The sequence below is a fragment of the Duganella sp. GW821-FHT07G03 genome (genome assembly GCF_059418605.1).
Genome location: NZ_JBWKQE010000025.1, coordinates 1 through 23,165 on the forward strand (window position 1 = coordinate 1; position 23,165 = coordinate 23,165).

General features: G+C 63.7%; 21 protein-coding genes. 5 read left to right on the forward strand and 16 right to left on the reverse strand.

From position 1 onward, the window contains the following. Positions 1 to 87 precede the first annotated feature (87 nt). From bamC to AC07OK_RS25260, 10 genes are all read right to left on the reverse strand, one after another. Complete coding sequence (gene bamC, locus AC07OK_RS25215; protein ID WP_494692839.1) at positions 88 to 1,203, reverse strand: NlpB/DapX family lipoprotein; 1,116 nt, start codon at positions 1,201 to 1,203, stop codon at positions 88 to 90. 138 nt (positions 1,204 to 1,341) lie between these two features. Next, complete coding sequence (dapA, locus tag AC07OK_RS25220; RefSeq protein ID WP_494692840.1) at positions 1,342 to 2,217, reverse strand: 4-hydroxy-tetrahydrodipicolinate synthase; 876 nt, start codon at positions 2,215 to 2,217, stop codon at positions 1,342 to 1,344. 84 nt (positions 2,218 to 2,301) lie between these two features. Further along, positions 2,302 to 2,850, reverse strand: a complete 549-nt coding sequence (locus tag AC07OK_RS25225; protein ID WP_494692841.1) for a class I SAM-dependent methyltransferase — start codon at positions 2,848 to 2,850, stop codon at positions 2,302 to 2,304. Next, complete coding sequence (locus AC07OK_RS25230) at positions 2,847 to 4,049, reverse strand: tryptophan--tRNA ligase (protein ID WP_494692842.1); 1,203 nt, start codon at positions 4,047 to 4,049, stop codon at positions 2,847 to 2,849. The genes AC07OK_RS25225 and AC07OK_RS25230 overlap by 4 nt, the downstream gene beginning before the upstream one ends. 8 nt (positions 4,050 to 4,057) lie before the next feature. Continuing rightward, positions 4,058 to 4,735 (reverse strand): site-2 protease family protein, encoded by a 678-nt coding sequence (locus AC07OK_RS25235; RefSeq protein ID WP_494692843.1) that lies wholly within the window; start codon positions 4,733 to 4,735, stop codon positions 4,058 to 4,060. Positions 4,736 to 4,842: 107 nt separating this feature from the next. Continuing rightward, entirely contained in the window at positions 4,843 to 5,466 is a 624-nt protein-coding gene (locus AC07OK_RS25240) for an L-threonylcarbamoyladenylate synthase (protein WP_217941910.1), read from the reverse strand. A 43-nt stretch (positions 5,467 to 5,509) separates the two neighbouring features. Continuing rightward, complete coding sequence (gene htpX, locus AC07OK_RS25245) at positions 5,510 to 6,394, reverse strand: protease HtpX (protein WP_494692844.1); 885 nt, start codon at positions 6,392 to 6,394, stop codon at positions 5,510 to 5,512. Between the two features lie 129 nt (positions 6,395 to 6,523). Continuing rightward, entirely contained in the window at positions 6,524 to 7,357 is an 834-nt protein-coding gene (locus AC07OK_RS25250) for a 3',5'-nucleoside bisphosphate phosphatase (protein WP_494692845.1), read from the reverse strand. Positions 7,358 to 7,386: 29 nt separating this feature from the next. Beyond that, entirely contained in the window at positions 7,387 to 8,427 is a 1,041-nt protein-coding gene (locus AC07OK_RS25255) for a threonine ammonia-lyase (RefSeq protein ID WP_494692846.1), read from the reverse strand. A gap of 264 nt (positions 8,428 to 8,691) precedes the next feature. Continuing rightward, the gene (locus tag AC07OK_RS25260; RefSeq protein WP_494692847.1) at positions 8,692 to 9,576 is read right to left on the reverse strand and encodes an alpha/beta fold hydrolase; all 885 of its coding nucleotides are present in this window, start codon (positions 9,574 to 9,576) and stop codon (positions 8,692 to 8,694) included. Between the two features lie 166 nt (positions 9,577 to 9,742). Here AC07OK_RS25260 and AC07OK_RS25265 point away from each other — a divergent pair, with 166 nt between their 5' ends. Next, on the forward strand, positions 9,743 to 10,267 hold the full coding sequence (locus AC07OK_RS25265; RefSeq protein WP_494692848.1) for a gamma carbonic anhydrase family protein: 525 nt from the start codon (positions 9,743 to 9,745) through the stop codon (positions 10,265 to 10,267). Positions 10,268 to 10,270: 3 nt separating this feature from the next. Further along, on the forward strand, positions 10,271 to 11,236 hold the full coding sequence (gene hslO / locus AC07OK_RS25270; protein WP_494692849.1) for an Hsp33 family molecular chaperone HslO: 966 nt from the start codon (positions 10,271 to 10,273) through the stop codon (positions 11,234 to 11,236). Positions 11,237 to 11,388: 152 nt separating this feature from the next. On the opposite strand, the gene AC07OK_RS25275 is transcribed toward hslO, so the two are convergent. Then, a complete protein-coding gene (locus AC07OK_RS25275; protein ID WP_217941917.1) occupies positions 11,389 to 11,712 on the reverse strand; it encodes a hypothetical protein in 324 nt (107 codons plus the stop codon). A 119-nt stretch (positions 11,713 to 11,831) separates the two neighbouring features. On the opposite strand from AC07OK_RS25275, the gene AC07OK_RS25280 reads away from it, so the two are divergent. Then, complete coding sequence (locus AC07OK_RS25280) at positions 11,832 to 14,231, forward strand: TonB-dependent receptor (RefSeq protein WP_494692850.1); 2,400 nt, start codon at positions 11,832 to 11,834, stop codon at positions 14,229 to 14,231. A 128-nt stretch (positions 14,232 to 14,359) separates the two neighbouring features. After that, positions 14,360 to 15,400: a glycerophosphodiester phosphodiesterase gene (locus tag AC07OK_RS25285; protein ID WP_494692917.1), complete on the forward strand. Its 1,041-nt coding sequence runs from the start codon at positions 14,360 to 14,362 to the stop codon at positions 15,398 to 15,400. 7 nt (positions 15,401 to 15,407) lie between these two features. Here AC07OK_RS25285 and AC07OK_RS25290 read toward each other — a convergent pair whose 3' ends face one another. From AC07OK_RS25290 to AC07OK_RS25310, 5 genes are all read right to left on the reverse strand, one after another. Further along, on the reverse strand, positions 15,408 to 16,076 hold the full coding sequence (locus AC07OK_RS25290; protein WP_494692851.1) for an SCO family protein: 669 nt from the start codon (positions 16,074 to 16,076) through the stop codon (positions 15,408 to 15,410). Continuing rightward, entirely contained in the window at positions 16,057 to 17,343 is a 1,287-nt protein-coding gene (mtoX, locus tag AC07OK_RS25295) for a methanethiol oxidase (protein ID WP_494692852.1), read from the reverse strand. Before mtoX ends, AC07OK_RS25290 begins: the two co-directional genes overlap by 20 nt. A 154-nt stretch (positions 17,344 to 17,497) precedes the next feature. Next, a complete protein-coding gene (locus AC07OK_RS25300) occupies positions 17,498 to 18,250 on the reverse strand; it encodes a DUF4440 domain-containing protein (protein ID WP_494692853.1) in 753 nt (250 codons plus the stop codon). Positions 18,251 to 18,308: 58 nt separating this feature from the next. Beyond that, complete coding sequence (locus tag AC07OK_RS25305; RefSeq protein ID WP_494692854.1) at positions 18,309 to 19,490, reverse strand: hemin-degrading factor; 1,182 nt, start codon at positions 19,488 to 19,490, stop codon at positions 18,309 to 18,311. A 9-nt stretch (positions 19,491 to 19,499) separates the two neighbouring features. Beyond that, the gene (locus tag AC07OK_RS25310) at positions 19,500 to 21,827 is read right to left on the reverse strand and encodes a TonB-dependent receptor domain-containing protein (RefSeq protein ID WP_494692855.1); all 2,328 of its coding nucleotides are present in this window, start codon (positions 21,825 to 21,827) and stop codon (positions 19,500 to 19,502) included. Between the two features lie 249 nt (positions 21,828 to 22,076). Between AC07OK_RS25310 and AC07OK_RS25315 the strand changes: the two genes are divergently transcribed. Further along, positions 22,077 to 23,153: an extracellular catalytic domain type 2 short-chain-length polyhydroxyalkanoate depolymerase gene (locus tag AC07OK_RS25315; RefSeq protein WP_494692856.1), complete on the forward strand. Its 1,077-nt coding sequence runs from the start codon at positions 22,077 to 22,079 to the stop codon at positions 23,151 to 23,153. The last annotated feature ends 12 nt before the right edge of the window (positions 23,154 to 23,165 follow it).

Here is a 23,165-nt window from a genome sequence, read left to right on the forward strand (position 1 = left end):
GCATCGTGCCACGCGTGGCACGATGCCGGAACTGACCCCCAATAAAAAAAACCGGCTAGTAGCCGGTTTTCTATTTTGTGAAACGCTTTACTTCAATTGCTCGTGCAGCAGCGTCAGGATCTTATCAGCGACTGGCGTGGCTTCCGTTTTACCGGCATTGCTCAACACGGTAACGGTGCTGCTATTACCCGCGCCGGCTTTAACCGAAATACGATAGCGCTGCGCTTCCTTATCGGCTTCCGACGACGAACCCCAGCTGAACAGCTTGCCGAAGAAACCCTTGGTTTCGGTGGCATCGTCAACGTAACGCACAAAGTAAGTACCCTGGGTACGGTCGCGGTCCTCGACGGTGAAACCGGCGCGGTCCAGCGCCAGGCCCACGCGGCGCCAGGCGCGGTCGAAGCCCTCGTCCACCTGCACGGCGCGGTCGGCGCCAGCGCCCACCAGCGATGCATGCTGCGGTTGCACAATGGCGGTATCGATGGCGGTCTTGGCTTGCGCCACCTCCGCACCGTTGCCCAGCTTGGTCATCAGACGCGCCAGGAATTCAGCCTCCAGGCCCGGATCGTTGGGACGCGGAGTCCAGGTGGTCGATTCCTTCTGGGCGCCGGTCACCACTTCCTGGGCGCCGCGGTGGCTGATGTAGATCTCGCTGGCGCCGTCGGCGCGGCGTTCGATGCGGGTGCGGAACTTGTCGCGCTCGCCGCTCGAATACACCGAGTCAAACACCTTGCCGATGGTGTTGCGGATGAAATCTTGCGGGATCTTCGCGCGGTTTTCATTCCATTCGGTTTCCATGGTGCCGGCGGTGGCGTTTTCCTTGCCCAGCACAAAGCCCGAATCTTCCCAGAACTGCTTCAGCTGCGGCCACAGTTGCTCAGGCGTCTGCTTGATCACCAGCCAACGCTGGTTGCCGTCGCGCTCGACCTTGATATCGTTGATGCTGGTCGGCACCACGGTACCGGCGGCAGGCGTGCCCGGCATGATGGCGGCAGGACCGCTGACGATGCCCTTGGAAGCGTTGTAGCCGGAAGCGGTGGCGACACCGTTGTTCGAATCAGGCAGCGAGTAGCGGTTATCTTTCTGCAATTGCGTCAGATCCGGCGGCACGTCCAGCGTGCTGGCCTTCTTGGCGGACTTGTAATCCACTTTATCATTACCGACTACGGAGCTGATCATGCCGCAACCGGTCAAACTGGCCATCAATGCGCCAACTACAACGGCGCGCTGCGAGGAAATAGAAGCTGTCTTGCGAATAGTCATGTCGTTACTGTTTAAGAAGCTGAAAAGCAGCAAATCAGGGATGATCCGAACCGAAGTCGGGGCTTGTTGCTAAGGTTTTTACAGCACGCCGGCTTCTCGCAGGGCCGCGCGTACCGCTTCGTGGCATTCGGCCGCCAGCGGCACCAGCGGCAGACGGATGCCGGCTGGCATTTTGCCCATTTCCGCCAGCGCCCATTTGACCGGCACCGGATTCGGCTCGATGAACAGTTTCTGGTGCAGCGGGAACATTTTATTGTTCAGCTCCACGGCCTTGGCGATGTTGCCGGCGATGGCAGCTTCGCACATGTCGGCCATGTCGCGCGGGGCGACGTTGGCGGTGACGGAGATGTTGCCGGCGCCGCCGGCCAGCATCAGGGCCATCGCGGTCGGATCGTCGCCGGAATACACGGCGAACGATTTCGGCGCCAGGCGCAGCAGGTCGTAGCCGCGGCCGATGTTGCCGGTCGCGTCTTTCACACCGACGATGTTCGGGATGTGCGCCAGGCGCAGGATGGTCTCGTTGCTCATGTCGGCAACGGTACGGCCCGGCACGTTGTACAGGATCACCGGCAGGTCCACCGCTTCAGCGATGGCCTTGAAGTGCTGGTACATGCCCTCCTGGGTAGGACGGTTGTAGTAGGGAACCACTTGCAGCGTGGCGTCCGCACCGGCTTCCTTGGCGAAACGGGTCAGCTTGATCGCCTCGGCGGTCGAGTTGGCGCCGGCGCCGGCGATGATCGGGATGCGGCCCTTGGCGTGGGCGACGGTCGCCTTGATCAGCGCGCAATGCTCTTCCACGCTCACGGTGGCCGATTCGCCGGTGGTACCGGCGATCACGATGCTGTCCGTACCTTCGGCGATGTGCCAGTCGATCAGCTGATTCAGACCCTCGAAGTCCAGACTGCCGTCTGCGTTCATCGGGGTGACGATTGCTACTATGCTGCCCTTAATCATAGGTAACCACTGCATAAAGTATTAAAACAACGATTGTAGACGATAGGCCGCTCATATGGTGCATTCAGGGCGACAAATCGGCCGTCAAAATGGCGGTAAAAGTGCCGCCACGCGGGGGAAATCAGGCTTCACGGCGCATAGACGTTGCACCATGGCAGCTTTTGGCGTATCGATGACGCCGTCCTCGAAGGCCACCACCCGCAAACCGTGGGTGAGCGCCCATTCCAGCAGTTCGCCGGCTTGCAGCAAAAAGGTGGGATTCGAGGGCTTGCCGAACTGCGCATTACCGTCCGCGAAGGTCTCGTAGATCAGCACGCCATTCGGCGCCAGGCTGGCCAGCATGTCTGCGATTAGCGGACGATGCAGGTAGTTTGTGACCACGATGCCGGCAAATCGATCCGGACCGAACGGCCAGGCCGCGCCCGCCTCTTCTAGGTCGATGGCGCTGGTGATGATTTCCGGTCCCGCCGCGGCGGCCAGCGCCTCGGCATCGCGGTCCACCGCCACCACGGCGTGGCCCAGCGCCGCCAGGTGGCGCGAGTGGCGGCCGCTGCCGCAGGCGAGGTCCAGCACTTCGCCGCCCGGTATCAGCGGCGCGTAACGCCGCACCCAAGGAGAAGTCAGGTCGCTCATGTGTAGGCCAGCCCCATCGCTTCGCGCACGTCGCGCATGGTTTCCAGCGCCAGCTTGCGGGCCGCGTCGTTGCCGTCGGCGACGATGGCGCGCACCAGCGACGGGTCGTCCAGGTACTGCTGGGCGCGCTCGTGCATGGGCTCCTGTTCCTTGACGATGGCGTCGATCACCGGCTGCTTGCATTCGATGCAGCCGATGCCGGCGGATTTACATCCTTTTACCACCCATTCCTGGGTATCGTTGTTGGAATACACCTGGTGGAACTGCCAGACCGGGCAACGGGCCGGATCGCCGGCGTCGGTGCGGCGCACGCGCGCCGGGTCGGTCGGCATGGTGCGGATTTTCTTTTCCACCGAGGCTTTGTCCTCGCGCAGCGCGATGGCGTTGCCGTAGCTCTTGGACATCTTGCGGCCGTCCAGTCCCGGCAGGCGCGAGGCGACCGTCAGGCGGGCTTGCGGCTCGACCAGGATCAGCTTGCGGCTGCCTTCCAGATAGCCGAACAGACGCTCGCGGTCGCCCATCGACAGGCTCTGGGCGTCGTCCAGCATGGCCTTGGCCTGCTCCAGCGCCTCGTCCTTGCCGTCCTGCTGGTATTCGGTACGCAGTTCGTTGTAGAGCTTGGCGCGCTTGCTGCCCAGCTTCTTGACGGCCTCTTGCGCCTTTTCTTCGAAGCCTTTTTCCTTGCCGTACAAGTGATTAAAACGTCGCGCAATTTCGCGCATCATCTCGATATGCGGCACCTGGTCGTCGCCCACCGGCACCTGGCTGGCGCGGTAGATCAGCACGTCGGCCGCCTGCAACAGCGGGTAGCCTAGGAAGCCGTAGGTGGCCAGGTCCTTGCTGGACAGGTTCTCGATCTGGTCCTTGTAGGTCGGCACCCGCTCCAGCCAGCCCAGCGGCGTGGCCATCGATAGCAGCAGGTGCAACTCGGCGTGCTCCGGCACCCGCGACTGGATGAACAGCGTGGATTGCGACGGGTCGACGCCGGCTGCCAGCCAGTCGACCAGCATCTCCCAGGTACTGCGCTCGATGACGGATGGATCGTCGTAATGCGTGGTCAGCGCGTGCCAGTCGGCCACGAAGAACAGGCACGGCAGCTCGGACTGCATCTTGATCCAGTTCTTCAAGGCGCCGTGGTAGTGGCCCAGGTGCATGGCGCCGGTGGGGCGCATGCCGGATACAACACGATCGGGATACATAGTCAGGCTCAGCTAAGAAGGAAAATAAGGGGGTACAACAGCACGTGGAAAATGCTCTGCAAGATGTGCATGCCGCCGATCAGGAAACCGGTCAGCATACCAAACTGCATCATCAGGATCAGACCGATGAACACATACATGCCATAACGCTCGATCTGCGCGTATTTGCGGGCCAGCGGCAACGGCAGGATGCCGGTGACGATGCGGCCACCATCGAGCGGCGGCAAGGGAATCAGGTTGAAGATGCACATGGCCGAATTGACGCCGATGCCGGCCTTGCTCATCTCGATGAAGAAGTCGTCCTGTGGCACGCTCAGCGCGTAGGTCAGCACCACCCACAGCGCCATCCAGGCCAGGCCCATGGCGAAGTTGGCCGCCGGGCCGGCCGCCGCCACCAGCGCCATCTGCTTTTTCGGATTGCGCAGGCGGCCGTAGTCGACCGGCACCGGCTTGGCGTAGCCGAGCGCCGGCAGGTGCAGCAGGCTGAGGATCAGCGGCAGGATCACCGTGCCGAAGGGGTCGATGTGGCGCAGCGGATTGAGGCTCAGCCGGCCTTCATTGGCGGCGGTGGGGTCGCCAAAATAGCGGGCGACGTATCCGTGTGCGGCTTCATGCAGGGAAATTGCAAAAAGAACAGGGATCAGGTAGACCGCGATGGTCTGGATAATACTGTCGGTTTCGTTCATGAGGGGGATTTTACCAGAGGCTACGGAGTGCTCTTGCTGCGCCGTCGAGGGCCGGCGCACGTGCCCAATTGAAAGCCTGACAATGACAGCCCAGGCTTAGGCCAGGCTTACAGCCCGAACATGGCCGCGTCGCCCCTGCCCTGGCGCACCAGTTCGGCGCCCGTCCCGCTCAGGTCGATCACCGTGGTCGGCTCCAGGCTGCAGGCGCCGCCGTCGATGATCAGCTCGATCTGCTTGCCGAGCCGCTCGCAGATGGTGTCGGCGTCGTTCAGCGCATCGGTCTCGCCCGGCATGATCAGGGTCGTGCCCAGCAGAGGCTGCTGCAATTCTTCCAGCAAGGCGTGGACAATGGCGTCTTCCGGCACCCGCAGGCCGATGGTCTTGCGCGATGGGTGGCTGAGCCGGCGCGGCACGCACTTGGTCGCTTCCAGGATGAAGGTGAACGGCCCCGGCGTGGCCGCCTTGAGCAGGCGGAACTGGCGATTGTCGACCCGCGCGTAGACGCCGATCTCGCTCAGGTCGCGGCACAGCAAGGTCAGGTGGTGCTTCTCGTCGATGCCGCGGATGCGCCGCAGCCGTTCGACGGCAGCCTTGTCGTCCAGATGGCAAACCAGCGCGTAACAGGAGTCCGTCGGCACGGCGACGATGCCGCCGTCGTGCACAATCTGCGCCGCCTGCTTGATCAGGCGCGGCTGCGGATTGACGGGGTGAACCTGGAAAAATTGACTCATATGGCCGCTGCCGGGGCTTGCTGCCGGCCGCTGTTATTAACGGTTAGGATTGTACGCTACGCAGGGCGGCAATACGCTGCTCAAACGGTGGATGGGTAGAAAACAATGCCGTCCAGCCACTACCGGCCGTGATGCCGGACGCAGCGATCGACTGCGGCAAGGCGCCCGGCTCCATGCCGTTCAGGCGCGCCAGCGCGTGTTGCATCGGCACGCTGCTGCCCAGCAGCTTGGCGGAACCGGCGTCGGCGCGGAATTCGCGCTGGCGCGAAAACCAGGCCACGATCAGCGAGGCGGCCAGGCCGAAGATGATTTCGCACACAAACACCGTCACCATGTAGCCGATGCCGGGGCCACGGCGTTCGCTATCGTTATTTTTCAGCAGCATGTTGTCAACGAAGAAGCCGACCACGCGCGCCAGGAACACGACGAAGGTGTTCACCACGCCCTGGATCAAAGTCATGGTCACCATGTCGCCGTTGGCGATGTGGGCGACCTCGTGGCCCAGCACGGCCTCCACTTCGTCGCGGTTCATGTTTTCCAGCAGGCCGGTGGAGACGGCCACCAGCGCCGAATTCTTGAACGCACCGGTGGCGAAGGCGTTCGCTTCGCCGTCGTAGACCGCCACTTCCGGCATGCCGATGCCGGCGCGCTCGGACAGCGCCTTGACGGTGTTGACCAGCCACAGCTCGGTCGACGACGACGGCGTGGCGATCACGCGGGCGCCGGTCGACCACTTGGCCATCGGTTTGCTGATCAGCAGCGAGAAGATGGCGCCGGTAAAGCCGACCACCAGCGAAAACGCCAGCAGGCTGCCCAGCTGCAGCGTGTTGCCCGATCCCGGACGGCCGATGCCCAGCAGCGACAGGACGATGGACAGCACCAGCATCACGGCGAGGTTGGTGGCGATAAACAGGACGATGCGTTTCATTAGAGGTCTCCGGTACGGACAAAATTTGCCCAAATAATAAGGTAGGACCGTGCCAACGCAAATTCAAGATACAAGCTATTACATCGCGCCGGTAATCGACGCGGTAATCTACCGCTTAGAGGTCATTTTCTAAAACCAGTCGTGCCAGACGGGGGTTACGCTGGCCGGCAGCGGCGGCAGCAGAGCGAAATCGACGCGGGACTCGCCCGGCGCATGGAAATCGGTGCCGCGCGAAGCCAGGAAGCCGTAGCTATTGGCCAACTGCGCGTACACCGCATACTGCTCCGGCGTGTGGCTGCCGGTGACCACCTCGATCGCCGTGCCACCCAGCTGCTTGAACTCGTCGAACAACTGGCCCTGGGCCAGTTGGCTGAACTTGTAGCGGCCCGGATGGGCGATCACGGCCACGCCGCCGGCGCCGCGTATCCAGTTGACCGAATCGGCCAGGCTGGCCCAGCAATGCGGTACGTAGCCCGGTTTGCCTTCGGACAGGTACTTCTTGAACACGTCGGGAATATTGGCGCAGGCGCCGATTTCCACCAGATAACGGGCAAAGTGCGTGCGCGACATCAGGTCGGGATTGCCGACATATTTGAGCGCGCCCTCGTATGCGCCGGCGATGCCGACCTTGTCCAGCTGGTTGGCGATCTCACGGCCACGGTTGTCGCGGCCGGAGCGGGTGCGGGCCAGGCCGTTGACCAGCCCGGCATTGTTTTCATCGATCTGCAGGCCGACGATGTGCACGGTTTCGTTGGCCCAGGTAATCGAGATCTCGACCCCGGTCACGAAGCGCATGCCCTGCTCCTGCGCGGCGACGCGCGCGGCCGGAATGCCGCCCACTTCGTCATGGTCGGTCAGCGCCCACACGTCCACCCCCGCCTTGCGCGCGTGTTGCGCCACGGCGGCCGGCGCGAGGACGCCGTCGGAAACGTTGGAATGGCAGTGCAGATCGACTTTCAACATATGGCTCTATGGTTACGGCAATGAAGTGATCATTGTACGCTGCCTGCGCAAAAGCCATCCATCGCCACATCAAGGCCGGTGCCACGGACCCGCGCGCCGCGCGCCAGCAGCTCGGCGAAGCGCACCGGATCGATGTTCGAGCCGCACACCAGCAGCGCCACGCGCTTGCCCGCCAGCCGCTCGCGCAGCGGTCCGAACAGAGCGGCCGTCGCCACCGCGGCGGCCGGTTCCGCCACCAGCTTGGCGTCGCGGAACAGATGCAGCATGGCCAGGCAGATCTCGTCGTCGGTCACCCGCACCACCTCGTTGACGAAGCGCCGGCAGACGCCAAAGCTGTAGGCCATCGCATACGGCGCGCCCAGGCTGTCGGCCACGGTGTCGACCCGCTCCAGCGCTTCCGGCTGACCAGAGGCGAAGCTGCGGTAAAGCGCGTCCGCGCCGAAGGGCTCCACGCCGTACACCGCGCAGGCCGGATTGATCTGCTTGACGGCGGCGGCGATGCCGGCGCACAGACCGCCGCCGCCCACCGGCACCACCACCGCGTCGAGCTGAGGCACCTGCGCCATCAGCTCCAGGCCGACCGTCGCCGTGCCTTGCGCCGTCAGCGGTCCCTCGTAGGGATGGAGCATGGTGCGCGCCTCGTCGCGCTCGATCTCGCGCCCGCGCGCGAACGCCTGGTGTACGTCGGGCATCAGCAGCACTTCGGCGCCCAAGTCGCGGCACGCCGCGATGCGGGCCGGGCTGGCGTGCTGCGGCATCACCACCTTGGCGCTACACCCGGCCAGCTTGGCGGCGTAAGCCGCGGCGATCGCGTGGTTGCCGGCGCTGACGGCGACGATGCCGCGCTGCCGCGCCGGCTCATCCAATGCTTCGATGCAGTTGATGGCGCCGCGTAGCTTGAAGGTGCCGGTCTTTTGAAATAGCTCCAGCTTGAGCCAGACTTCGCCGCCGGCAAACTGCTGTTCGACGACGCCGGTCTGCCAGCGCCACACCGGCGTTTCAAGGATTTTGCCTTCCAGACGACGGGCGGTAGCGCGGATCTCGGCCAGCGAAGGATAGAGTTGGGTCATGGTGCTGCTCCATAGAATATTCGAGGGAATGCGGCTCAGCCGCGTGATGGGCTGGGGGCGCCGAGCACCGGCGCAGCCGCAGCTCAGCGACCCTGAATAATTCGAATAATGGAGACGGCGGACAGGCTCCGACCGGCAAACGCGGCAGCGCCAGCGTCGGAAGCGACGTGGCGGCGGGTTGGCAAGATGGTCGGATAAGAGGTCATGTGTTTAATCATGCCAAATACGCAAAGCCTTGGCAAGCGTTTCCTGCCGATTCCTCTGCTAGCGCGCCAGGAAGGCTTCGATCAGGTGCGCCAGTTCCTCCGGCTGGTCGTGGTGCAGCATATGGCCCGCATCGGCCAGTACTTTGCACTCAACGTCGCGCAAATGACCAAGGCGACGTTCCAGCTCGGCGCGCCCTTCCTGCTCGCCGCCCATCCAGGTCCACATATTGGTCTGTTCGGCCTCCACCCACAGCGTCGGCGCCGTGATGGCGCTCCAGCAAGCCATGATGTCCTCGACGTGGTAGGGCAACGGACCAGGTTGCTTGTGGGCGGGATCGCCGAGGATTTCCCATTCGCCCGCATCGTTCTGCGCCGACCAGTGTTGCGCCAGGAAGGCAGCGCGCTCATCGCTCAAGCGCGGATTGGTCTTTTGCAGGCGCGCGGCGACGGCGGCCTGCGACGGATAGTTGCGCATTTCCTGTTGCTCCAGCAGCGCGTCCATCCACTTGGCGTAGCGGCCCGGCGCCTGCTCCGGCTTGCTGGAACGCAGGCCGCCGCCTTCCAGGTTGATCAGCTTGCGGATGCGCTCCGGCCGCGCGCCGGCGTAGATGCCGACCACGTTGCCGCCCATGCTGTGGCCCAACAGGTTGACCGCCTCGTCCGGCGAGTAGTGGCGCAGGATGGCGTCCAGGTCGGCCAGATAGTCGGGGAACCAGTAGGTATCGGTGCCGCAGCGCTGCGACAGGCCGAAGCCGCGCCAGTCCGGCGCGATCACGTGCCAGTCGCCCTGCAAGGCGTCGACCACGAACTGAAACGAGGCGCCCACGTCCATCCAGCCGTGCAGCATGAAGATCTTGGGCGCGCCGTCCCGGCCCCAGTGGCGCAGGTGGCAGCGCAGGCCGCGGATGGTCAGGAATTCGGAACGAGACGAAGTGAAGGTCATGATGGTCCTTGAAAATGCGTAAGCCGGCGCAATATCAGTTGCTTGCTGGCGATGAAGTAAAATAATAGCACGACCGTTCGATAGCCGCTCAAGCGTAAAATAGCACCATCCCACCGCTCATCAGCGCTGCATTCAGCACTTTCAGCTCAACTAAGCAAGGTTTCCAATGTCTATATATCAACTGGGCGAACATGCGCCCGAAATCGATGCATCGTCATTTGTTGCCGACACTGCCACAGTGATCGGCAAGGTCAGCCTGCACGCCAACACTTCGGTGTGGTTCGGTGCGACGCTGCGCGGCGATAACGAACGCATCACCATCGGCGAAAACAGCAATGTACAGGAAGGCACGGTCATGCACACCGACATGGGCTACCCGCTCACGGTGGGCAAGAACGTCACCATCGGCCACCAAGCCATGCTGCACGGCTGCACCATCGGCGACGGCGCCCTGATCGGCATCCAGGCCGTGATCCTCAACGGCGCCAAGATCGGCAAGGGCTGCCTGGTCGGGGCCGGCGCGCTGGTCACCGAAGGCAAGGAATTCCCGGACAACTCGCTGATCATCGGCTCTCCGGCCAAGGCCGTGCGCACGCTGACGGACGAAGACACGGCGCGCCTGCTCGCCAGCGCCGACAGCTACGTCAAACGCGGCCAACTGTTCAAGACGCAACTCAAAAAGATTGGATAAAACATGAGCATCACCCCCATCATCGGCCAGGACACCCTGCAAAAATTCATCTTCGATAACGCCTCCGTGCGTGGCGAATTCATCGACATTTCCGCCACCTGGCGCGAGGTGCTGTCGCGCCATGCCTACCCTGCCCCGGTCAAGAAACTGCTGGGCGAGATGGTGGCCGCCGCCGCGCTGCTGTCGGCCAACCTGAAGTTCAACGGCACCATCATCATGCAGATCCACGGCGACGGTCCGGTGAACCTGCTGGTGGTCGAGTGCGACGCCGAGCTGCATCTGCGCGCCACCGCCAAGCTCGCCTCCGACGCGGTGATCGCCGACGACGCCACGCTGCCGTCGCTGCTGAACGCGAGCGGCAAGGGCCGCTTCGTCATCACGCTCGACCCGGCCGACAAGATGCCGGGCCAGCAGCCGTATCAGGGCATCGTGCCGCTGGACGGCGACGACGTCAGCACCGTCATTGAAAACTACATGCTGCGTTCGGAACAGCTGGACACCAAGCTGTGGCTGGCGGCGGACGACAACGTCTCGCGCGGCCTGCTGCTGCAAAAGCTGCCTTACCACGGCGGCACGACCGCCGTCGAGACGACGCCGCTGACCGAGGACGAAGCGCTGGAAACCTGGAACCGCGCCGTGATCCTGGGCTCGACCCTGAAGCAGGAAGAGATCCTGTCGACCACCATCGACGTGCTGATGGAGCGCCTGTTCTGGGAAGAGACGATCCGCGTGTTCGAGCCGCTGCACCCGTCCTTCCACTGCACCTGCACCCGCGAGAAAGTCGGCAATATGCTGAAGATGCTGGGCCGCCCGGAAGTCGACAGCGTGCTGGAAGAGCTCGGCCACGTCGGCGTCAACTGCGATTTCTGCGGCCAGCACTACGACTACGACAAGGTCGATTGCGCCCAGCTGTTCGCCACCGACGCACCGGTCGAAGCGCTGATCCCGGCCGGCGAAGTAAAACACTAAACCGCCTACTACTCCTCAAAAAACGCGCCCGACGATCCCGTCCGGCGCGTTTTTTAACAGTGGGGGTCAAGTCTGACATTCGGACACGAAGTCATCCATTTCGGAATCTACAGTTAAGCTCGTGTCCGAATGTCAGACTTGACCCTCGCACCTCAGAACTTGGTGCAACGGATTTCCATCACATCGATCGCACCCAGCGTCTGCGTGGACGTGGCGCTGCGCACCAGGTCGACCCGCTCCAGGCATGAACCGCGCAGCAAGCGCTCCTGGTTGCGGGTGCAGATCGTCACCGATCCGGCCGAACTGGTATTGCAGTTGAAGTCCTCGGCGCGCATGCGCACCAGCGCCTGGTCCAGCGGCATGCCCGGCTGTACGGTCTGCGTGATGAAGTTGCCCAGCCCCGCCTGATTCACCGTGTAGCAACCAGCCAGCTGGGCTAGCAAGCCCAGCAGCGCCAGCATCAAAAGTTTGCGCATCGCGATCCTCTCATTATTTCCAACCAGCAGTGTATCGCACCGGCGTCATCACCCGGTAACACTCGGTACCTATCATGCGCAAAGTTTCCAATTCCTCCAACTGGTATCCAAGGCAGATCATGAACAAGAAATTATCCGCAGTGTGCTTCGCCGCGCTGAGCTTCCCTATGCTGGCGATGGCCGCCAACGTCGCCGCCGCCGTGGCCGACATGGCCGCCGATGCGCCCGCGGCCGCCGCGCAAGGCCACGCTACGGAAGCCGAAGCGGCCGCCGCAGCGCCGGTCGCCACGATTGAGATCGCCACCCGCAGAACCCGCTCGTCGGTCGCGCTGACCAAGGGCGATATGCAGAAAATCCTGCCAGGGATTAATCCTTTGAAAGCCTTGGAAACCTTGCCAGGCGTGAGCTTCCAGACCGCCGACCCTTGGGGCAACAACGAGCAGAACCTGTCGCTGTTCGTGCACGGCTTCAGCGGCCCGCAACTCGGTTACACCATGGACGGCGTGCCGCTGGGCGACCAGCAGTACGGCAACTACAACGGCCTGTCGCCGCAGCGCGCCGTCATCAGCGAGAACGTCGGCAGCGTGATCCTGTCGTCCGGCGCCGGCGATTTGTCGACCGCCTCGACCAGCAACCTGGGCGGCACCATCGAGACCTTCTCCAGCGATCCGCAGCGCAGCCGCAACCTGGCCGCGCAGCAGACCGTCGGCAGCCACAGCACCTCGCGCACCTTCCTGCGCTACGACACCGGCGACTTCGGCAACGGCAACAGCGCCTACATCTCGGCCGTCCACCACGAGCAGAAGGCCTGGGACTTCAACGGCCGCCAGGGCGGCGACCAGGTCAACGCCAAGTACATCAACCAGGGCAACGCCGGCAAGCTGACCTTGTACTTCAACTATTCGGACAAGATCGAGCCGAACGAAGACGCCACCGTGCGCTCGGCCGCCGAGAAGTACCAGCCCTACACCCGTCCGTTCATGTACCCGAACTTCCAGACCGCACTGGCCTACCTGTCGCCGACCGGCGCCACGCCTGCGGCCGAAGGCAACAACTACCGCAACTACTACAGCGACGCCCAGCGCAAGGACTACCTGACCTACGCCAAGTACGACATGAACATCGGCGAGTCGACCACCTGGTCCAACCAGGTCTACTACCACAACGACGACGGCGTCGGCGTGGTGGCCGGCCCGATCGGCGTGGCCGGCCTGCCTGGCCTGTTCGCGGTCTACTTCCCTGGCCAGAACCTGAAGCAGGTGTTCGGCAACTCCGGCTACGCCACCCGCACCACCGAGTACGCGATCAACCGCAACGGCTGGCTGTCGACCCTGACCAGCGAGTTCGGCAACCACAAGCTGCAAGGCGGCCTGTGGCTGGAGCATAACCGTTCGTCGGCCTACCGCCGCTGGTACGCGCTGGACGTGAACAATCCAAGCTCGCCATACGACCGCCCGAGCAATCCGCTGATCACGCAGTACGGCAGCGAGATCGACAACAAGGTCGTCCAGTTCCACGTGCAGGATGAATGGCACCTGCGCAACGACCTGGCGCTGCAGGCGGGCTTCAAGTCCAGCCTGCAATTTGCCGACGGCCAGTTCCCGGTCCAGCCGGCCAAGGGCGCGATCGCCAACGGTTCGCTGGCCCTGCCGGTGGGCGAGATCATCACCAAGAAATGGTTCCTGCCACAGGTCGGCGCGCGCTGGGACATCACCCCGCAAGACCAGATGTTCGTCAACGTGCAGAAGAACATGCGCCAGTTCGTCACCTACGGCGGCGGCGGTGCGTCGCCGTGGAGCCTGGCAAGCCAGGCAGCGTTCGACCTGTTCAAGAGCAGCGCCAAGCCTGAGACCTCGATCACCTACGAACTGGGCATGCGCACCAGCCACCAGCTGGACCTCGGTCCGCTGAAGGCCATCGACGGCCAGGTCAACCTGTACCACGTCGACTTCAAGGACCGCCTGCTGACCATCAGCCCGACCCCGGTGATCACCTCCATCATCGGCGGCAATCCGGTGCTGGCCAACGTCGGCAGCGTCAAGACCGACGGCATCGACATCTCCGGCACGCTGCATTTCGGCCGCATGTTCTCGTTCTACGATGCGCTGTCGTTCAACCGTTCGACCTACTCGGACAACTACAGCAACGGCAAGGACATCGTGCAGACCGCCGGCAAGGCTGTGCCGGGCAGCCCGGAGTGGATGAACAAATTCGTCGCCACCGCGACCGTGGCCGACACCGAGTTCCAGCTGATCGGCGACTACGTCGGCAAGCGCTACGCCACCTACACCAACGACCTGGACGTGCCGAGCTACTTCCTGATGAGCCTGGGCGTATCGGGCAAGCTGCCGTTCCTGAACAACAGCTGGGTGAAGAATGCGCGCTATCGTTTGAACGTCAGCAACCTGGCCAATCGCGTAGGCAGCCTGAACGTGGTGGTCGGCGCGGCCAGCGGGACTTACAATACCTTCCCGATCGCACCACGTCAGGGCTTCCTGACTTTGATGGCTGACTTCTGATGAACAATCTTTATTTGCCTAAACGCCTGTCGCGGCGCGGCTTCATCCAGGCGGCGGCGCTGACCGCCGGCGCTACGCTAATCCTGCCGGGTTCGGTGCTGGCGGCGGCCACGCCCGACCTGTCCGGCATGCCGGGCGTCGGCCCGGTCGGCGCCGGCCCGAAAACCCCGCTGGTGTTCGGCCACCGCGGCGCCAGCGCGCTGCGTCCCGAGCACACGCTGGGCTCGTATGCAAAGGCCATCGCCGACGGCGCCGACTACATCGAGCCGGACCTGTGCAGCACCAAGGACGGCGTGCTGGTCGCGCGCCATGAAGCCTTCCTCAGCGAAACCACCGACGTCGCCAGCCATCCCGAATTTGCCAGCCGCAAGACCCGCAAGACCATCGACGGCGAAACCCACGAAGGCTGGTTCGTCGACGACTTCACGCTGGCCGAACTGAAGACCTTGCGCGCGGTCGAACGCCTGCCGCAGTTCCGTCCCGGCAGCGTGCAGTACAACGGCATGTTCCAGGTGCTGACGTTTGAAGAGATCATCGACTTCACGGCGGCGGAAGCGGCGGCGCGCGGCCGCATCATCGGCCTGGTGCCTGAGCTGAAGCATTCGACCTACTTCGCCAGCGTCGGCCTGCCGCTGGAGGACCGCTTCCTGTCCATCCTGGCCGCGCACGATTACACGCGCCGCAATCCGGTCGAGATCCAGTCGTTCGAAGTGGCCAACCTGAAATACATGCGCGGCAAGCTGGGCCAGCGCGCCAATCTGCGCCTGATGCAGTTGGTGATCGGCGAGAACGTGCGGCCGATGGATGTGGCCAAGGCCGGCGGCACGCTGACCTTCGCGCAGATGTGCACGCCGGCCGGCCTGCGCGACATCGCGCAGTACGCCGACGTGGTGGCGCCGCCGACGCGCTCGTTGATTCCGCTGAAGAAGGATGGCAGCCTGGACCAGCCAAGCTCGCTGGTGGACGATGCGCACAAGGCGGGCTTGCGGGTGGAGCCGTGGACCTTCCGTCCGGAGAACCATTTCCTGGCGGCGGACTTCCGCAACAACGCCGGCGACGCCGCGCGCAACGAGGCCGGCTCGATCGCCGAAATCAAGCGCTACATCGCCACCGGCCTGGACGGTTTCTTCACCGACGATCCGGCACTGGGCCGGGCCGCGCTCGCTTAACCCGGCACTACTGATTTTCCAGCAGCAGGGTCTGGATGTCGCGGTAGATCAGCTCGGGCTGCAGGAAGGCCGGGCTATAAATCTCGCGCACCCGCCCCTGCCGGTCGAGCAGGAACAGTTTGACCTGGTGGTAATACAGCCGTGTGGGCTTGCCTTGGTTGTCGAGCTGGACCGAGGTGCTCTGTCCCAGTTCGTCGAGGATGGGTTGCAACTGGCCCACCGAGCGCGACGTTAGGAAATGCCAGCGCAGCGGCTGGCTCGGGAGCGCCAGCGCGCCGCCGTAGCTTTTCATGGCTTCCGGCGTGTCGTTGACCGGGTCGAAGGAGATGCTGACGAACCGCACCCCGTGCGCCAGCGCGGGAGTGGCCAGCATCCGCTCGCGCAGATCGTGCAAGGCTGAGAACAGCGCCGGGCAGCCGACCGGATCGCTGCAATAGGTGTACATGAAGTTGAGCAGCGTGACGCGGCCAGTGGTGTAGCGTTCCAGCGGCACATCGCGGGCGTCGCTATCGAGCACCACGCCGCGCGGCCCCGGCTGGATCACCGGCAAGGTGTAGCTGCCGGCCGCCGGCACGATCAACTGCGACGGCGCGGCCACCGGCGGCGCCGCATCGGTACCGCTCAACAGCAGCGGCGCCAGCAGCAGCGGCCAAAAATCAGCGCGACGACGCCACATTGGGGGCCGGCTTGGCGCTGAATTTCATGTGGTGCGGACGGCCCAGCTTCTCCTTGTAGAAGTCGATCTTCCATTGCTGGGACAGCTCCTTGCCATCCCAATGGAAGAGCTTGATGAAATGGTCGTCGTTGTCCAGGTCCCAGTGTTCCAGCAGGCTGGTGGTGATGTACAGGCGCTTGCCGTCCCAGCTCTGGCTGACCATGTTGACGTGTTTGCCGGTGACTTTTTCATAGACCTGGCGCGGCGCTTCCGGATTGCTCAGGTCGAACAAGCGGGTCTTGCCGTCCATGAAGGTGTTGACCCACAAGCCCTTGCCGTCGGCCGTGATCGACATATCGACCGGCAGCGGCGTGCTGGCCGGATCGCCGATCGGGCCAACGTCGCGCGCCTGCCAGCGGCCGCTGGCGTCGGGCTTGACCAGCCACAGCTTGGAGGTCAGCGCGGTGGCGGTGATCGCCCAATTGTCGCCGGGCGCCTGCGACCAGCGCACTTCCAGCGGCGCACCGGGGGTGCTGAAGATCTGCAGCGGTTTCATGGCCTTGAAGTCCCACAGCACCATGGTGTTGCCGAATTTTTGCATCGCCGCCGGGTCCTTGATCAACTTGCCCAAGTCGGTGCGGTAGTTGTTGTAGCCGGTGAAGCTGGAGCTCAGCATGGCGTTGCGGGCGGGATTGATCGCCAGGTCGTAGCCGTAGCCGTCGCCCTGCACGTCGCCGATCTTGCCGGTCGGGTTGGGATAGCTGGCCACCACGTCGCCCTTGTTGTTGTACACCGCCATGCCGGTGGCGCCGCCCATGTCGTGCGGGTTCGACAGGAAGCCGACCAGCATCCGGCCCGGCAGCGCGTAGAAGGTGTGCGGGCCCACGAAGCCGCTCTTGTCGACCACGTCATTGATGGTCTTCACCAGCTTGGGGTGGGCTGGATCGGTGCCGACGTCGAACACGAAGATCTTGCTGTCCTGCAGGCGGCCGGCCCACAGGTATTTGCGGTCTTCGGTGAAGCCGACGTGGTGGGCGTCGCCACGGCCCGGCACCGACAGCTTGTTGATCACCTTGCCGTAATGTGGCGAGGCCGGGTTGACGTCGATCGTGACCAGCTTGTCGTTGCCGTCACCGATGCCCTTGATGCCCAGCGTCCAGACCTGGACGTAGTCTTCCTGGCCCTTGATCAGGTTGGACATGTAGGGCGAGTTGCAGGTTTCATCGGCGCCGGCCGGGCCGGCCAACAATGCGGCGACGAGCAGACTGGCGATAGGCAGCAATTTCATGCCGGGCTCCGTATAGATTTATTAATATATTCAATTTGACATCGTCCGGTTGAAAAATCAACCGTTACTTTTGTCCGGAGCGAAAAGCAACACGTCGCTTTTGGCATGCAAGTTCCGCCAAAGTTTGCTCATTTGTCGAGATCGACAACGCCTGCTACACCACCGCGCTGCTGTGGACCATCACCAACTGCCACTGGCCGTTGTCCGCCTGCCGCCAGATGCGGGTGAAGCGCAGCAGGGCTTCGAAGTCCTGTCCGCCGTATGAGCCGTCGAGCTTGACGCAGATCGAGGTCATCGGCAGCGCCGCATTGCCCAGCACTTGCAGCTCGACCGTTTCAACGCTGCGGAAGCGCAGCGTGCCGGAGCGGTGCAGCTCCAGGTCCTGTGGCTTGCTGACGATCTGCCCCATGTGGTTGGTGAACAGCAGGTCGTCGGCCAGGATCAGGTCCAGCTCTTGCACGTCCGAGGCCAGCATGGCCAGCCGCAAGCGTTCTTCCGCCGCAGGGATTTCAAGGTGGCGCTTCAAGGCGTTCAATACTTCGGGAAAGTCGCCCACCACCATCGGCCCGAACTCGGCCTCCTTCGGTCCGCTGATCTCGGTGCTGTAGCTGACGCGCGTCCGGCCCGACGGCAGCGCTTCAATGCGATGAAACACCAGCACGCGATTGCCGTCGACAACGGTCTCGTCGGTGAACTCCTGGTTCTCGCGCACCGCCCGCAGGGTGCTGGTGAAGATGTCGTCGCCCGGCACCTGCATCGTGAAGCTGGTACCTTCCGCGAACTGGCCGTGCAGTTCGATGTTAACGATGCCGGCGTTCCAGCGCTTCCAGCCGGCGACATCCGAGAACATCGCCCAGACCTGCGCCGGCGTGGCGCTGGTTTCTATGCTTGATACATGGGTCCACATGAAATTCTCCTGGTTTTCGATGGAGACCCAGCATAGCGAAACATTAATAATAAAGCAATCAGCGGCTGGCCTGGCGTGCGGCACTATCCGGCTTGGGCAGCGCGGCCGTCATGTCCACCCAGCTTTGCGGCTGCGGCTTGTTACGCTCGCGCACGCCGAAGAAGCTCACCACCAGTTCGCCGTTCTGGTCGAAGAACTCGACCGACGTCACGCCGGCGCGCTTGATGACGTAGCCGCTGTTGAAGGCCTGGTCGCGCAGGTGCAGATTGAAGTCCGGGTCCAGCACGTTGAACCAGCCGCCCGCCTCCTGCACCTTGTTGACCTTGCCGCTGTAGATCTGGATCGTCGATTCATTGCCGAGGAAGGCCATGATGTCCAGTTTCTGCTTGGCCGATTCTTCCAGCAACTGGCGCACCGCCAGCGGCGTGACGCGCTGCACCGCGCTGGCCGGCGCCAGCCGCATCGCCTGCTCGCGCGAGACGCCGAACTCGGTCAGCAGGCGGTTGAACTGGTGCACATCGCTCAGCTCGTTCCACGCCAGCTGGAATTCCTTGATGTCGACCGCGCTGTCCGGCTTCTCGGCCGCCTTGGCTGGCGCGGGCGCCACCTTTAGTTCAGCACTCTGCACCGGGTTGCGGAACTCGGCCACCAGCTGGTCGAACACCGGCACGCCGGCCTCGCTCTTCACGTAGATCTTGTGGGCGGCGTTGCCATGCGTGTCGAAAAATTGCAGGCTGCGCGTGAGCACGCCATCCTTGCCCGGCTGGACCACGGCGAACGCGTACTTCCAGTTCTTGAAGGTGAAGCGCAGGTCGATCTCGCCGCCCAGGTAGCCGCCGGCGATGTTGCGCAGGCGAGCTTCGCGTTCCTTTTCCTTGTCGGCGTCGAGGCCGACAATTTCCTCTTGCGGCTTGAGGCGGGTGGCGACGCCGGTGCGTTCCAGCACGCCGTTGTCGTTGCGCGTCAGCGCCATGACGGTGCCCAGGTCCAGCGCGCGGCGCATGATTTCGCGCGGCACGTTCTCACCTTCCCGCAAGCGCGTGACGGACTTGCCGATGCCGACCGCCAGCAGCTCGGCCTCGGACACATTGAGCGTCCTGGCGGCGTCGCGCAGTTGCAGCTTGGGTTGTTCGGCGCGCAGCGCGTCGTAGCGTTCGGCCAGGCTGGCGGCGTTGGCCGGCAAATTAGTGAGCAGCAAGGCGCCGGCCAGCGCCAATGCGAAACGGTGATGAGCTTTCATGTGGATTCCTTAGTAGATCACTTTGAGGTTGACCGCGTAGTTGCGGCCCGGACGGACATTGCGTTCGATATCGGCCAGCGTCGCGGCGGTGGTGCCGGCCGGCAGGCCGCGCGCCGACGCGTAGTCCCAGTACTTCTTGTCGCCGAGGTTGTAGACGCCGGCGTTGAGGACGGCGTGCTTGCCGAGGTTCCAGTAGGCGGTGAAATCCATCACTGTCGAGCCGGGCACGGCGAAGCGCGCGACGGCGGCGTCGGCGATGATGTCGTCGCCCGCTTGCTTGCCGCGCACGGTGCTGACCGTGAAGGCCGCGCCGCCGCGCAACGCCGGATCGTCGTAGCCGAAAGTGGCGTTGGCCTTGTACGGCTGGATCGACGACAGCTCGCCCTGCTTGCCGGTCAGGCGGTTCTCCGCCGTGCCGCGCGACACGCCGCCGGCCAATGCTACGCTGTAGCCTTTCATCTGCTCGATCCACTGGCCCAGCACGAAACGGCTGCTGACCTCGCCGCCCCAGGTGCTGGCCTTGCCGACGTTTTCCGGACGGTACAGGCCGAAGGTGACGGTCGGGTAGTTGACCGGATCGGGCGCTTGCGCGGCGTATTCGATCAGGTTGCTGTAGCGGGTGTAGAACACCGAGGCGCTCAGTTCGACGCCGCTGCGGGGTGCGCCTTTCAAGCCCAGCTCGAAGGCGTTGCTGGTTTCCTTTTTCAGGTTCGGATTGCCCAGCACCGCGTAGCCATTGCCGGCGCCGGTGTAGCTGAACGAATCGTAGGTGCCGGTGCGTTCGGCCGAAGTCGGCAGGCGGGTGCCGCGGCTGTACTGTCCGTAGGCGCTGAAGCCCGGCGCCAGTTCGACCGACAGGTTCAGGCTGGGCGTGAAGAAGGCATCGGTGTCCTCCTTGATTTCCTTGGCCGCGCCCGGCACGGCGATCAGGTAAGCCGCCAGGTTGTTCGGCGTCAGCTTGCGCTGTTCGCCGCGCAGGCCGGGCGTCAGCGTGGCTTGCCGGCCCAGCAGCGTGAAGCCGAACTCGCCGCGCACATAGGCGGCCAGCTGGTCGGTGTCCATGTCGGCCATGCGGTTCTTCATCGTGAGCTGGTGCGCGCCGGTCTTGAGGACGGTGCGGTCCTCCAGCCAAGGACGGCGCGATGCCTGCTGCTCGTAGCTGATGCCGTAACTGAGCATGTCCGACGGATCGAGCTGCCTGGTGGCGTCCAGCGCCAGGCCCTTGCTGTTGTTGTAGAAGCCGGTCGAGATGTTGCGCAGATAGGGTTGGCCGCCGGTCAGGTAGCTGGCGCGGGTCAGGTCCGCCACCGACGAGTTCTGCGTGTAGGCGCGGGTGTCCAGCGTGTCGAACAGCAGGCTGGAACCCGGCGTGTAGCGATGCTCGATGCTGTAGCGGGTGCGCTCGGTGCGCGAGTCCTGGGTCGCGCCTTCCGGATAGGAGGCGCCCAGCTTGTTGGCGAAGAGCCGGTCATGCTGGGCCTTGTAGTTGTCGACGGCGAAGTTGAGTTGCTGGTCGCGCGCCAGCTTCCAGTTCAGCTTGGCCAGCACGGCGTCGGAGCTCCAGTCGTCCGGGTTTTGCGGCGTGCCGCCCTTGCTCTTGCTTTGTTCGCCTTCGCGGTGGACGCCGACGATCAGCGCTTGCAGGTTGTCGCCGAGCTTGGCGGCGGCGGTCACCGCGTGCATGCGCTGCGCATGGTCGGAGGTGTAGCCGAACTTGTAGTCGGCGTAGAGATTGCGCGTGCTCAGGTAGTCTTCCGGCGCCTTGGTGATGAACGAGACCGAGCCGCCGATGCCGGGCGTGCCGGCGCCGGCCGGGCTGCTGCCGGACCCGATGCGCACTTCGCGGAAGGTCTCGGGGTCGAAGTAGTCGCGGCCGATGCCGAAGGCGTTGGTGCTGGTGCCGTCCGGTTTCGGCGCGGCGTCGGGCAACGCGATGCCGTCCAGTTCCAGGCTGACGCGGTTGCCTTCGGCGCCACGGATATTGAAGCCGGTATTGCCGGCGCCGTCCCAGATATTGCCGGAGCCGCTGGCGGCGGCGGGCACGCTGATCAGCGGCGAGTAGCGGGCGATGTTGGCCATGTCGATGGCGTTGTTCCGGCTGATCTGCTCGGCGCCGATGACCACGCTGGCGCCGCTGCGGGTGTTGCCGCTGTCATCGCGCTTGGCTAGCACCAGGATCTCGCCCAGCGCAGTGGCGGCGGGCGCATCGGCGGCGGCGTGGGCGGGCAGCAGCGCCACGCCCAGCAGGGTCAGCAAGGCGGATCGCACCGCCAGCGTGACGGCGTGGAGGGACGAAGGCGCGGCCGTATGCCGGGCGCCCGAAGTGATAGCGGCCATAGAGTTCCAGGAGTGAGGTGACGGCTGGCTCTCGGAACTACGGCGATTGCTGGCAAAAACACATCTTAACAATAATGATTCTCATTTACAAGCAAAATGGGCCGCCCGGATTGCTTAATAAAAGTTAAAAATTATTCTTCTTGCATCCATCGATTCTTCGGGTATCTTGATAAGGCTCAATAAGCTTCCATGAGGCGCCCGCAGAATACCGCTTCTACGCGAAGACTCAACCCCACCAGGAGGTCCACGATGGTTGCAAATGCAAACGGGAAAATTGTCCAACTCGGATCGTACAAGGCGTCGAAACAAAACAATTCCATCTCCGGCCTGTCGTCCGGGGCCTTCATGACGGTGCAGCTGCACCTGGCGCGCTCGGCCAGCTTTGCCGGCGCGGGCATCATCGCCGGCGGGCCGTTCCGCTGCGCCGAGACCTACCAGCCGAGCGGGCTGGTGACGCCGGAAGATTCCCGCATCGAAAACTCCCTGTACATCTGCATGAATCCGCTGACCCCGCAAACCGGCCCGGATGCGCGGCGCCTGGTCGCCATGGCCAAGGACACGGCCGAGGCGGGGCTGATCGACGACATCGGCAATCTTGCCGACGACCGGCTCTACATCTTCACCGGCAGCAAGGACGACGTGGTGTATTCCGACGTCGTGGAGAGAACCCGGCAGTTCTACGAAATGCTGGGCGTGCAGCAGCAAAATATCACCTACCGTGACGACGTGCCGGCAGGCCACAGCATCATCACGGACAACCCGGAGGATTCGGAGCTGGAGCTCAATCAGCCGCCCTACATCAACAACGGCGGCTTCATGCAATCGCACGACATCCTGCGCCATATTTATGGCGACCTGAAGGCTCCCGCCGAGCAACTCACCGGGAAGTTGCTGTGTTTCGACCAGCGGGAATTTCTTGGCACGGATGCGCCGTGGGCCAGCATGAGCCACTACGGCTACGCCTATATTCCGTCCAGGGTGCTGGCCGGCAGCGTGAAGGAACCGCGCGTGCATATCGCCCTGCACGGCTGCAAGCAAGGCTACAACTACACCGACTACGTCAACGGCCGCGCCGACACCGCCAACCAGCCGCCGTACGGCAACCGCTACATCACGACCACCGGCTACAACCACATCGCCGAAAGCAACGACATCATCGTGCTCTATCCGCAGGCCGAAGGCACGGACAACGGCCAGATCCAGAATCCGGACGGCTGCTGGGATTGGTGGGGCTACAGCAACAAGGATGAAAACTCACCCTACTATTCGCGCGATGCCGTCCAAATCAAAGCGATCCACGCCATGCTTGACCGCCTTTGCGCTTGAGCGACCAAGGAG

Excerpts from the sequence above, each read along its gene's own strand:
- bamC (WP_494692839.1), bottom strand. The coding sequence starts at position 1,203 with ATGGCCAGTTTGACCGGTTGCGGCATGATCAGCTCCGTAGTCGGTAAT.
- dapA (WP_494692840.1), bottom strand. The coding sequence starts at position 2,217 with ATGATTAAGGGCAGCATAGTAGCAATCGTCACCCCGATGAACGCAGAC.
- AC07OK_RS25225 (WP_494692841.1), bottom strand. The coding sequence starts at position 2,850 with ATGAGCGACCTGACTTCTCCTTGGGTGCGGCGTTACGCGCCGCTGATA.
- AC07OK_RS25230 (WP_494692842.1), bottom strand. The coding sequence starts at position 4,049 with ATGTATCCCGATCGTGTTGTATCCGGCATGCGCCCCACCGGCGCCATG.
- AC07OK_RS25235 (WP_494692843.1), bottom strand. The coding sequence starts at position 4,735 with ATGAACGAAACCGACAGTATTATCCAGACCATCGCGGTCTACCTGATC.
- AC07OK_RS25240 (WP_217941910.1), bottom strand. The coding sequence starts at position 5,466 with ATGAGTCAATTTTTCCAGGTTCACCCCGTCAATCCGCAGCCGCGCCTG.
- htpX (WP_494692844.1), bottom strand. The coding sequence starts at position 6,394 with ATGAAACGCATCGTCCTGTTTATCGCCACCAACCTCGCCGTGATGCTG.
- AC07OK_RS25250 (WP_494692845.1), bottom strand. The coding sequence starts at position 7,357 with ATGTTGAAAGTCGATCTGCACTGCCATTCCAACGTTTCCGACGGCGTC.
- AC07OK_RS25255 (WP_494692846.1), bottom strand. The coding sequence starts at position 8,427 with ATGACCCAACTCTATCCTTCGCTGGCCGAGATCCGCGCTACCGCCCGT.
- AC07OK_RS25260 (WP_494692847.1), bottom strand. The coding sequence starts at position 9,576 with ATGACCTTCACTTCGTCTCGTTCCGAATTCCTGACCATCCGCGGCCTG.
- AC07OK_RS25265 (WP_494692848.1), top strand. The coding sequence starts at position 9,743 with ATGTCTATATATCAACTGGGCGAACATGCGCCCGAAATCGATGCATCG.
- hslO (WP_494692849.1), top strand. The coding sequence starts at position 10,271 with ATGAGCATCACCCCCATCATCGGCCAGGACACCCTGCAAAAATTCATC.
- AC07OK_RS25275 (WP_217941917.1), bottom strand. The coding sequence starts at position 11,712 with ATGCGCAAACTTTTGATGCTGGCGCTGCTGGGCTTGCTAGCCCAGCTG.
- AC07OK_RS25280 (WP_494692850.1), top strand. The coding sequence starts at position 11,832 with ATGAACAAGAAATTATCCGCAGTGTGCTTCGCCGCGCTGAGCTTCCCT.
- AC07OK_RS25285 (WP_494692917.1), top strand. The coding sequence starts at position 14,360 with ATGCCGGGCGTCGGCCCGGTCGGCGCCGGCCCGAAAACCCCGCTGGTG.
- AC07OK_RS25290 (WP_494692851.1), bottom strand. The coding sequence starts at position 16,076 with ATGTGGCGTCGTCGCGCTGATTTTTGGCCGCTGCTGCTGGCGCCGCTG.
- mtoX (WP_494692852.1), bottom strand. The coding sequence starts at position 17,343 with ATGAAATTGCTGCCTATCGCCAGTCTGCTCGTCGCCGCATTGTTGGCC.
- AC07OK_RS25300 (WP_494692853.1), bottom strand. The coding sequence starts at position 18,250 with ATGTGGACCCATGTATCAAGCATAGAAACCAGCGCCACGCCGGCGCAG.
- AC07OK_RS25305 (WP_494692854.1), bottom strand. The coding sequence starts at position 19,490 with ATGAAAGCTCATCACCGTTTCGCATTGGCGCTGGCCGGCGCCTTGCTG.
- AC07OK_RS25310 (WP_494692855.1), bottom strand. The coding sequence starts at position 21,827 with ATGGCCGCTATCACTTCGGGCGCCCGGCATACGGCCGCGCCTTCGTCC.
- AC07OK_RS25315 (WP_494692856.1), top strand. The coding sequence starts at position 22,077 with ATGGTTGCAAATGCAAACGGGAAAATTGTCCAACTCGGATCGTACAAG.